Source organism: Azospirillum sp. B4 (assembly GCF_000333275.1).
Lineage (GTDB): Bacteria > Pseudomonadota > Alphaproteobacteria > Azospirillales > Azospirillaceae > Nitrospirillum.
The window spans coordinates 20,649-31,211 of the sequence record NZ_BACU01000687.1 but is presented as its reverse complement, the minus strand read 5'-3'; the positions used below and the strand labels follow the sequence as shown (position 1 = coordinate 31,211).

General features: G+C 67.3%; 9 protein-coding genes. 6 read left to right on the top strand and 3 right to left on the bottom strand.

Features of this window, described 5'->3' with window-relative positions; translation table 11 throughout:
* Positions 1-93: 93 nt before the first annotated feature.
* From I55_RS37480 to I55_RS30835, 5 genes are read left to right on the top strand one after another with little or no spacing between them, the layout of a single operon-like run.
* Positions 94-861: a hypothetical protein gene (locus I55_RS37480; protein WP_159107308.1), complete on the top strand. Its 768-nt coding sequence runs from the start codon at positions 94-96 to the stop codon at positions 859-861.
* A 59-nt stretch (positions 862-920) separates the two neighbouring features.
* On the top strand, positions 921-1,772 hold the full coding sequence (locus I55_RS30850; protein WP_085940155.1) for a metallophosphoesterase family protein: 852 nt from the start codon (positions 921-923) through the stop codon (positions 1,770-1,772).
* A 19-nt stretch (positions 1,773-1,791) separates the two neighbouring features.
* Complete coding sequence (locus tag I55_RS30845) at positions 1,792-2,403, top strand: polysaccharide biosynthesis/export family protein (protein ID WP_083901567.1); 612 nt, start codon at positions 1,792-1,794, stop codon at positions 2,401-2,403.
* A gap of 15 nt (positions 2,404-2,418) precedes the next feature.
* Positions 2,419-3,591 carry a glycosyltransferase gene (locus I55_RS30840; protein WP_044564552.1) on the top strand — a complete coding sequence of 391 codons (1,173 nt, stop codon included), beginning with the start codon at positions 2,419-2,421 and terminating at the stop codon, positions 3,589-3,591.
* Positions 3,585-5,051 (top strand): oligosaccharide flippase family protein, encoded by a 1,467-nt coding sequence (locus I55_RS30835; protein ID WP_049974673.1) that lies wholly within the window; start codon positions 3,585-3,587, stop codon positions 5,049-5,051. The genes I55_RS30840 and I55_RS30835 overlap by 7 nt, the downstream gene beginning before the upstream one ends.
* Before the next feature lie 29 nt (positions 5,052-5,080).
* On the opposite strand, the gene I55_RS30830 is transcribed toward I55_RS30835, so the two are convergent.
* From I55_RS30830 to I55_RS30820, 3 genes are all read right to left on the bottom strand, one after another.
* Positions 5,081-6,124, bottom strand: coding sequence for a glycosyltransferase family 9 protein (locus I55_RS30830; RefSeq protein WP_044564551.1), 1,044 nt, complete (start codon positions 6,122-6,124; stop codon positions 5,081-5,083).
* Positions 6,125-6,141: 17 nt separating this feature from the next.
* Positions 6,142-7,527: an O-antigen ligase family protein gene (locus tag I55_RS30825; protein WP_044564550.1), complete on the bottom strand. Its 1,386-nt coding sequence runs from the start codon at positions 7,525-7,527 to the stop codon at positions 6,142-6,144.
* Between the two features lie 108 nt (positions 7,528-7,635).
* The gene (locus tag I55_RS30820) at positions 7,636-8,817 is read right to left on the bottom strand and encodes a nucleotidyltransferase family protein (RefSeq protein ID WP_159107307.1); all 1,182 of its coding nucleotides are present in this window, start codon (positions 8,815-8,817) and stop codon (positions 7,636-7,638) included.
* Positions 8,818-9,160: 343 nt separating this feature from the next.
* Here I55_RS30820 and I55_RS30815 point away from each other — a divergent pair, with 343 nt between their 5' ends.
* Positions 9,161-10,540, top strand: coding sequence for an exopolysaccharide biosynthesis polyprenyl glycosylphosphotransferase (locus I55_RS30815; RefSeq protein WP_044564547.1), 1,380 nt, complete (start codon positions 9,161-9,163; stop codon positions 10,538-10,540).
* Positions 10,541-10,563 lie beyond the last annotated feature (23 nt).

Here is a 10,563-nt window from a genome sequence, read left to right as displayed (position 1 = left end):
ACGTCTGAAATGGAATACTACTTCCAGGGTGCCGGGCCATGCGCGGCCCGGTGTGCTCAAGCGTATTGTTTGCCGTATAGGGAGAAGGCCGCCATGGCGACGTTCGGGAAAATGTTCTTCGCGGCCGCGACCTGCGCCGCGGCCATCGGCATGATCCCCGTGGTGGCGGTCGCGCAGCAGGCCACCTCCGCCGTCACAGTCAACAGCCTGCCCCCCGCGTTGCGGGCGGCGGTGCTGTCCGGCAACAGCGCGTCGGTGACGGCGGCGTTGAACACCCTGTCCGGTGGCAATCCTGCCCAGGCCGCCGCCCTGGCCCTGCAGGTCGTCAGCGCGGCTGAGAAGCTGCTGGCCAGCAACCCGCAGGCCGCCATCAATGCGGCCGCCGCGGCGGTCCAGACGGTGCAGGCCAGCGCCGTTTCCACCACGTCCCCGACCCAGACCTCGCAGGTGATCGTCACCGCGTCCCGCATCCTGGTCAATCCGCAGGTGGTCCAGGTGGCGCCGGCGGTGGTGGCCCAGGTGGCGACCGCCGTGGCCCAGGTGGCGTCGACCCCGGCGGTCTATCAGGTTTCGCCCGCGGCGGCGGTGCAGGCCATGGCCAACGCCTATTCCGCGGCCACGTCGCCGGCGGTGGTCGCGGCCGTTCCCACCGTGACCTCCACCGTGGCCCAGGTGCTGACCACCGCCAGCCAGAACACGGCCCTGGCCAGCGCCAACGCGTCCAACAGCGCGCAAGTGACGGCCATCCTGAACAATTCGTCCGTCACCGTTGAGACGACCCAGCAGACGACAACCACCACCCAGACGGCCTCGGTCGAATCGATCGCCGCCCAGCCGTCCTTCACGGTCAGCCCCAATTAAAGCGGATAGGCGTGGCGCGGCCGCTTGACGCGGCCGCCGCGCCGGCATGAGGCGAACCCATGTGGCGTCGTTTCCACGCGGCTTGGAAGGCACGCCGCGCCGCTGCCGTTTCCCAGGGCCCTGGTCTGGCTCAGGCCCCATCACTGGCCCCTGAGGGCCACATCCTCTATGCCATCGGCGATATCCATGGCGAATCCGCCGTGCTGCGCGGGCTGCTGACGGAAATCGAGGCGGACTGGGCCCGGCACGGCAAGGGCCTGACCCCCATTCTGATCTATATCGGCGACTATATCGACCGCGGGCCGGATAGCCGGGGCGTCATCGACCTGCTGCTGTCCAATCCCCTGCCGGCCTTCCGAACGCATTGGCTGCTCGGCAACCACGAGGCCGCCTTGCTGGATTTCCTGCAGGATCCCGTGGGCGGCGCGGCGTGGCTGGAATTCGGCGGTCTGGCGACCGTGCTCAGCTACGGGGTCCGGCCGGCGTTCAGCGGATCGGCGGCGGACCGGGCGCGCGGGCTGCGCGACGCGCTGGCCGCCCAGTTGCCCTCCACGCACTTGGCCTTCCTCAGCAGCCTGGAACGCATGGCCGTCTACGGCGACTACGCTTTCGTCCATGCCGGCGTGCGTCCGGGGCGCGCTTTGGCCGACCAGACGCTGGAAGACTTGCTGTGGATCCGCGCGCCCTTCCTGGAGAGCCCCCGGCGGCACGAGAAGACCATCGTCCACGGTCACACCATCGTGCCGGCTGTTGATCAACGGTCCAACCGCATCGCCATCGACACCGGCGCCTACACGTCCGGCCTGCTGTCGGCTGTCGCCTTGCAGGGTGCGGACAGTCGCGTCCTGACCGCCCGGAGGAAGGCGCCCGGTGCGAAGACGGCAGACGAAATGCCATCGGCCATGGTATGAGCATGGCCCCGGTTGCCTCATGAAAAAGACCACGGACCCCATGCGCTTCCGCTTTTCCACCCTTCGCGTCCCGGCATTCGCGATCCTGGCCCTGACGCTCGCCGCCTGCAGCGGCTCCATCGGTTCCTTCCCTTCGGAAAAGGCCCCGATGTCGATTGAGAATCCCGCAGACGGTTACAAGCTGGAACCAGGCAACCGCGTCCGGGTCACAGTGTTCAACGAACCCAACCTGACCGGTGAGTTCGGCCTGGATCCGGTGGGCAACATCGCCTTCCCGCTGATCGGCAACGTCCCGGCCAGCGGCATCACCGGCAAGATGCTGGCCCGCCGCATCGAAGAGAACCTGAAGCGTGAGAATTTCCTGCAGGAGCCCAATGTGGCGGTCGAGGTGCTGACCTTCCGGCCGTTCTACGTGCTGGGCGAGGTGCGCCAGGGTGGGGAGTTCCAGTACACCAGCGGCATGACGGTGTTGAGCGCCATCGCCCGGGCTGGCGGCTATGACTACCGCGCGGTGACGGACGAGGTGGTTCTGGTGCGCATCATCAATGGCAAGCAGATGGAATACCAGGCGACCGAGCGCACGCCCATCATGCCGGGCGACATCATCAAGGTGCTGGAGCGTCGCTTCTAACGGCTTGGGACGTTCATGCGCATCCTTGTCGTTCATTGCCGCTATCAGCGCCGGGGCGGTGAGGATGTCGCTGTGGACCGGGAGATGGAGGCGCTGGAGCGGTACGGGCTGACGGTCCTGCCGCATATCGCCGACAATGCCGCCATTGGCGCGTCCGGATCCCTGGGCGCCGCCATCCGGGCCGTATGGTCGGCCGATGCCTACCGCGACGTCCAGCGCGCCATCGCCGACCGGCGCCCGGACGTGGTCCACGTCCATAACACCTTCGCCCAGTTGTCTCCCTCGGTTCTGGCCGCCGCCCACGCCACCGGCGTCCCGGTGGTCCAGACCCTGCACAATTATCGCCTGGCCTGCCCCGGTGCCGTGCTGCTGCGCGACGGCGCGCTGTGCGAGGCGTGTGTGGAGCGGCGAGTCAAATGGCCGGCCCTGGCGCATCGCTGTTATCGCGGCAGCCTGCCGGCCACGGCGGCGGTGACGGCCATGGTGGCTGTGCACGAAGCCCGCGGCACCTGGCGGCGCGACGTGGATCTTTACTTCACCCCCAGCCCGGCGGCCCGCGCCATCCAGGTGCGGGCGGGCCTGCCGCCCGACCGTGTGGTGGTGAAACCCAATTTCGTGCCCGATCCGGGGCAGGGCGCGGCGTCCAGGGCGCGGCCGCGATCGGGTGCCGTGGCCATCGGCCGCCTGGACCGGGAGAAGGGCTTGGAGTTCCTGGTGGACCTCTGGGCCGGACAGGATATGGATCTGACCATCATCGGCGATGGTCCCTTGCGGTCCCGCCTGGAGACGATGGCAGGCCCGCGCGTCCGGCTGGTGGGAAAGCGGCCCCCGGCGGAGGTGTCGCAAGCGTTGGCGGGGGCTGAGCTGCTGGTGCTGCCATCCTTGGTGCCGGAAACCTTCGCCTTGGTGGCGGTGGAGGCCATGGCCCATGGCGTACCGGTCATGGCGTCGGACCTGGGCGCCTGCCGCGATTGGGTGCGGCCCGGGCGGACAGGCTTTCTGGTGGCGCCGGGCGATCGCGCCGCCTGGACTCACGCGCTCGCGCGCTGGGGGGCGCTGTCCTTGAATGAACGGGTGGCGCTGGGGGACCAGGCCCGCGTCGATTATGAGGCCACGCACGCCCCGGCGCGGGTGGTGGAGCGCCAGGTCGGCCTGTACCAGGGCCTGCTGGCGGCCCGCCCATGCTGATGGCGGTCAAAGCCCGTCTGACGCGCTTGCGGGGCGGCGGCGATCTCCTGGCGTCGACGGTCCTCAACTTCCTGGGTCTCGCCCTGCCCATCCTGCTGCAACTGGCCACCGTCCCGGTTTATCTGAAGGTGATCGGGCCGGAGCGGTACGCCGTCCTGTCGCTGACATGGTTGTTGCTGGGCAATTTCTCTTTTTTCGATCTGGGGTTCGGCCGTGCCGTCACCAGCCGCTTGGCCGCTCTGGGCGGTGGCGGCAGCGACCACGCCGGCGCGTTGGTGGGGACGGGAATGGTCCTCAGCGTCGTGGCGGGCGCCCTTGGTGGTGTGGTGCTGGCGCCGCTGTCGTGGGCGGTCTTGAACCATATGCTGAACCTTCCACCCGGCATGCGGGGGGAACTGACCTGGATTCCGGTGTTGCTGGGCCTGGCCATGCCGGTCCTTACCCTATTGTCGGTGGTGTCCGGCACCCTGCAGGGATGCCAGCGCTTCCTGGAATGGAACCTGGGGCAGTTGACCGGCGCCGTGCTGTACCAGCTTTTCCCGCTGATTCTGGCCGTCGGCGGCCTATACGGGGTGTCCGGCCTGGTGGCGGCGGCGCTGCTGGGGCGTTTCATCTCCCTGGTGGTGCTGGGGTGGTTCTGCCGGCGGGCCGTCGCCGCCTTGCGCCAGGGGCTCCGCTTCGATCGGGCGGAGGCGCGCGGGCTGTTCCGGTTCGGCAGCTGGATCACCGTTGGCTCGACGCTGGGCACCTTGCTGTGGTCCATCGACCGGCTGTTCATCGGCATGCGGCTGACCGCCACCGCCGTGACCACCTACACCATCCCCAGCAATCTGATGGAGCGGGCCATCATCATTCCGGGGGCGCTGTTCAACACCTTGTTCCCCCGCTTCGCCGCGTTGGAGGAGGGGGAGGCGCGGGTTCTGTTGAGCGTCAATGTCCACCGGCTGGCGGTTCTGGCCACCCTGGTCGTCCTGGTGGGTCTGCTGCTGGTGCGGCCCTTTCTGGAACTGTGGATCGGCGTGTCGTTCGGCGCGCAGTCGGCGCCCTTGGGCGAGATCCTGCTGATCGGCTTGTGGTTCAGCTTCAACAGTTTCATTCCCTTCGCCTTCCTGCAGGGACGGGGGCGGCCCGACGTGGTCGCCAAGGCCTGCATGGCCCAGGCCGTGGTTTACCTGCCCCTGCAATGGGCGGTCATCGGCCATTTCGGACTGACCGGCGCGGCATGGGTGTGGGTGTCGCGCCTGGCGGCGCACACCATCCTGCTGTTCCGGGGGGCTGGGTTGAACGCCCTGCTGATGCGGTTGACGCCCGGCTTGCTGCTGGTCGTGATCCTGTTCCTGGGTGTGCACACGCTCACTCCGGGCCTCGGCGTGCGGCTGGCCGGGGCGGTTGCCGTCCTTGGCATCATGACGGCGTGGGCCGTCCGGGCGGGGATGATGGGCGCGCGGTCTTCCCGCTGAACCGCCGACCGGGGACAGGGTCGGGGGCCTCAGGACGTGCGGGCCAGGAGGGCCAGGGCCCGCGTCATGACCTGCTCGATGCCGATGGCTTTCATGCAGGCCAGTGGTGCCGCCTCGTTGGCGCAGTGGCCCCCCAGCTTCCGGCCCAGGCGTTCACAGGGCGCGCAGGTGACATCGCTGGCCGTCAGGTGCTCGTGCGGCACGTCCAGCCAGGGGATGTTCCATTCGGGCGAGGTGGGCCCCTGAAGCGCCAGCACGGGGGTGCCCATGCTGGCGGCGACATGCATGGGGCCGGAATTGCTGCCAATGAACAGCCGGGCGCGGGCGCTCAGCGCGGCCAGTTGGGGCAGCGTCAAGGCGTCCAGGCGGAGAGCCCGCCCCACCGGCTCGTCGAAGCCTTGTGTCAGGGCGACGGTGGGCAGGCCGGCCTGGGCCAAACGTTGGCTGAGCGCGGCGTAATGGGCCAGAGGCCAGCGCTGGTAGGAATGCTTGCTGTAGGGATGCAACAGAACGAATGGGATGTCGCGTCCGATTCCGCCCGCCGCCAGGCGCTGGGTCACCGCCTCGGCATCGGCCGCGCCATGGCCGACCGGTACCCGCTGGGGCATCAACGTGGCGTCACCGGCCGCCCGGCGCACCAAGTCGAAATTGATGTCCACGACGCTGCGCCCCAGCCCGGGGCGGATCACGTCGGTGAGCAACGGTTGCAGGCGGTGGCCGCATAGGTCGTAGCCGACGCGGTGGCGACTGCCCCCCAGCCAGGCGGCGCAGTAAGACAGCGACGGTTCGTCGAAGGACAACAGGGCTTCGCGATAGGCGTCAGCCTTGAGGCGCCAGGCGACGCGGGCCAGGTTGCCGGCGCTCAGCCCATTCCGGCCCCTGCTCATGTCCACCGCCAGGACCGGCACCCCCGGGATGGACCGCCTGTACAGGACGGCGGTGGCGGCGCTGCACACCACCAGGATGTTGGCGCTGGGGAGGGCCGCTCGCAACCCGGCGACCGTCGGCAGGAAGGTGACGGCGTCGCCCAGATGGTTGAGTTTGAACACCGCGATGGATCGTGTCGTGACCATGGGGGCGCCCGGTAGCCTCAATGCGCCGCAAGGGGGATCTGTTGGCCCATCAATCTGGCGCTCCCCTGTCGCTCCAGCCAGATGAACGCCAAACCCAAGCCCATCAGGCACCACGTCCAGATTCCGCCTTGCGGGCCTTCGATGTAGACGTCGAAGCTGGCGTTGACGATGGCGGCTAGCCAATACGCCAATATCCAGGTTCCCATGGCCGACCACGCGACGAGACCCCGGCGCCGCATGCGCCGGATTGCCGCCCACAGCGAGTAGGCGAAGGAAAGCAGCAGCGCGATCCACAGCCCCAGGCCAATGAATCCGGCCCGGGCCAGGATGTTCAAGTGGATGCTGTGCGGGCTCCGCAGGATTTCAGTCGCGTCGGCGCTTATTCCGTCCGCGACCGCCAAGTTGATGCCGAATCCCCGGCCGGAGAAGAAGTTTTCCTCCTTCATGGCGGCAACGACGATCCTATCCCACCAAATGGTGCGCCATTTCACGGTACCGCGCAGGGTACCGTTGGTGCTGTCATCCCCTATTTCATATCCCACCACACTCATGGCGTTGGCGAAAAGCTGTTCACCCGACACGGTGCGGGCGTCCCCGCCTTGCTCGACGGCCACGTTGAAAGCGGTGGTCAGGATGGTGGTGGCAACCAGAAAGCCGGCGCCAAAAAGAATGGTCCGGCGGTTGAACCCGGCGGTGAAAACGACCGCCACGGCGATGAAGATCGCCAACATGGCACCACGGCTGCTGGCGGCGGCCCAGGCAGTGCAAAGAATCCAGGCCACCCAGAATCCGATGTCCAGAACCCGCTTCAGGCTCGTGGGGCCCTTGGGACGCCAGCCGCTCAGACCCGTCAGGCGGAAGCAGGCGGCCCCCGCCAACTGTACGGCCAGATCCCCCGCCTTCTGGAACAGCAAGGGCGGGCTGCCAGCCACCTGCACTCCCTGGTGCCGTGCGAGGTACACCACCAGCGGTGTCGCCAGGACCACGACCAGTGAAACGATGTCGAAAACCGGCAACAGTGCTTGCATGCGGCTCTGCCGCTTCATCAGCGTGCCCAACAGAATGGCGAACACTGCGTAGCCGTAGATGACGGCGTCGCGCAAGGCCATCAAACCATAGGTTCCAACGTAAGGAATGGTCTGGAACACACAAAAAAGACCGAAGGCGATGATCAACCACGGCGCGCCCGGCATCCGCAACAAGGTGAAGTCCGGCCGCATCGCGAACAGGGCGAGGCAGAGGGCCATGACGATCTCGCCAATGAACACCGGTGGGAAGCCCAGATAGGCGAAACCCTTGCTAAACAAGGCATAGCCGGTCAGCAACATGCCGATGAGCGCCAGGGAAAGCCATTCCGTGCCCTGGCTTGACAGGGTGAGTGAGCGCGAGGGGCCTTGCGGCATTGTCCTTGAACCGTCGGATGCGGGGGTGGAATGGCGGAGGTTGTGTATCCCAGGGCGGGGCATGGGTGGCGGAAATTGTGCTGCCCCGCGGATCATTGTCGTCTGGTATCACCCGGGTGCTGCGGGAGGGCGGGGCCCATGCATGGCCAGGCGCCCCAGCCGCGATAACGTGATGCGCCACAGCGAGGCGTCCTGGGCGCTGGCCTCGATATCCTCGGTGCGCGGCCGGGCGTAATAGCGCAGCAGCCGCAGCTTGGCCGGCAGGTGATCCAACAGTGGCAACTCTTCCCGCAATTGGCGCAGCGGGGGACGCCAACCACGCCGTTCCACCCCCACCAGGGGCCGAACCAGATAAGGCAGGGCGCGGGCCAGCGCCCCCTCCTCCCGCCGTCCGGCAGGGGGCAGTCCTTCGGGCCGGGGCGCCCCCAGCAGACGGGCGGCCAGATGGCATGAGGCGGCATAAATTCCCATCACGCGCCACCGGCGGGCCAGTTCCACCGCCTCCGCCGCGGCGGACGGATCGGCCGACAGGGCATGGGCGATATCCGCCACCCATTTCAGCTTCATCCAACCGTGCGAGGCCGCGTGGCTGGACAGGTGCAGGATGCGCAAGGCTGACGGCAAGGTCGCGATGACGCTGCCGCCGATGCCCACGTCGGCCGCATCGGCCATCAGCTGGTCCATTGGGATGGGAAGCAACACCAGCCTGTCGGTCGGCCGCCAGTGCAGTTCCACCAGGGTGCGCGGCTCCTGCCCGGTTCCGCCGGGCTTGATGAAGAGCAGTTGCGACAGCGCGATATCGGGACGGCCGGCGAAGCGCAGCGCCCGGGGCGCCGCCGGCAGGTAACCGGCGGCCATCAGCGCGGTGGCGGCGGCGGGCGCCTGCTCGGGTGGCACCAGGATGTCGATGTCGGAGAACGACCGCAGGGCCAGGTCGCCATAGGACAGCACGCCCTCTACCGCGCCCTTCACCACCCGTGCCGGGATGCCGGCGTCCCGCAACGCCTGATAGGTCCGCACGGTATGGCGGGCGAGCCAAAGCGCGTTGACGGCGGTGGCCCGCGTGTGGCGGCTCAGGGTGTCCATTATCGGTGCGGGAGCGCCCCAAGCGGTGAGAACGGTCTGTGCCAGGGGCCGCCCTGCCAGGCCGGCGACACTGTGGGAACGGACGGCCGCCATCAGCTGCGCCCAGTCGATAGCGTCGTCCCGGGGCGGAACGGCGACGGGCGACGGGGCGGCCACGCTGAACAGAAGCCGTGCCATGGCGGGCACGCCGGCGTCACCGCCCATGACCGCAAAACCTTCCCGCATTGTCGAACTCGTCCCCACGCCTTGCATTCCAGGCGCCTCAGGCCCCTTCAGGGGGCAGTTTATCTTAGGCGGCGGCGGCAGTCGATGCGGCAGTCCGATTTAATCCCGGGGATTACTGACGGGCGTCAAGCAAGGGTGTGTCTGGCTGGTGACGAGATGTGACGCGCAGCCTTTACCGCCATTTGGCACTGGCATCTAAACGACAGGAACTTTACGTTCACTATTGCCAGCGAATGAGCCGTCGACGGTTTCATTAATGGTCCATTATTCTGTTTCTCATGTGGCGTTATAAAGCAAGGGCATCGTGGAAGAGTCGGGGGGAATGACGATTGCGGGTACGGCCGGCGCGGGCGAACGCGCCACCCGTTTGCCCATGGTGCCGTTCCTGTTCATCCTTGGGGACTTGCTGATCATCCAGATCCTGGTGCTGCTGTCGATCGGGCTGCGCCTGCTGATCACGCCCCTTCTGCCCATCATCGTACACCCGTCGACTTTCGCGGGCGTCCAGGTGGGGGCGGCCATCCTGCCCCTGGCTTACATGGCCGCGGGGCTTTATCCGGGCTATGGCATGACGGGGGTGCAGCGCTTGCAGGCGCGCACCTCGTTCACCGTCCTGTGTTTCGGTGCCATGATCCTGTTCGACTATCTCGCCCAGGGGGGGCAGTGGTCCCGCGGCATCCTGCTGATCGCGGGCGTGCTGGTGATCGTCGTCATGCCCATCTGGGACGCCGTGTTCATCCATGTGTTGCTGCGGCGCAAGCTGTGGGGCTGTCCCGTCGTGGTTTTCGGGCCGGAAGCCCAGCGTCGGATCGTGGTCTCGGCCTTGGGCCGTCAGCCTGAGCTGGGGTGGATTCCCGTGGCGGAGGCCGAGGGGCCAGATGGCCGGTTCGCCGTTGGCGGCATCGCCAACACGGCCATCATCACCCTGGGCGCGCAGGCCACCGCCTCTCCGGATCTTGAGACCTTGCCGTTCCGCACGGTGGTCATGGTGCCCAGCCTGGAGGATGCCCAGACACTATGGGTCAGCGTCCGTGACCTTGGCGGCCTGATCGGGCTGGAGATGCGGCGCAACCTGCTCAACCGGTCCAGCCAGGCGTTGAAGCGGGTGATCGACCTGATCGCCGTGGCGCTGCTGGCCCTCCCGGTCGGACTGGTGGTCGGCCTGTTCATCCTCGCCGTCCGGTTGATCTCACCTGGGCCGGCGTTCTATTTCCAGGAACGGGGCGGCCGGGGCGGGCGGACCTTCCCCATGATGAAACTGCGGACCATGGTGCTTGACGCCGAGACGCGGTTGCAGACCCTGCTGGCCACCGATCCGCAGGCCCGGGAGGAGTGGGCGGCGTCCATGAAATTGCGCCATGATCCCCGGATCATTCCCTGGGTTGGCCACTTCATGCGTCGATTCAGCATCGACGAACTGCCGCAGCTTTGGCACGTGCTTCGGGGAGACATGAGCTTGGTTGGTCCCCGGCCGCTGCCAGGATATCACCTGGACGTGATGTCACCCACGGTTACCAAGCTGCGATCACAGGTTCGGCCGGGGGTGACCGGCCTTTGGCAGGTTTCTGGCCGCAGCGAGTTGAGTCTGGCCGATCAGCAGCGTTTCGACGTGTATTACGTGCGAAACTGGTCGCTGTGGCTTGACATCCACATCCTTGGTCGCACTGTGCTGGCGGTCTTGCGGGGAACAGGCGCGCGATGAGCCGCCGTGTGATGCGTTGTTTT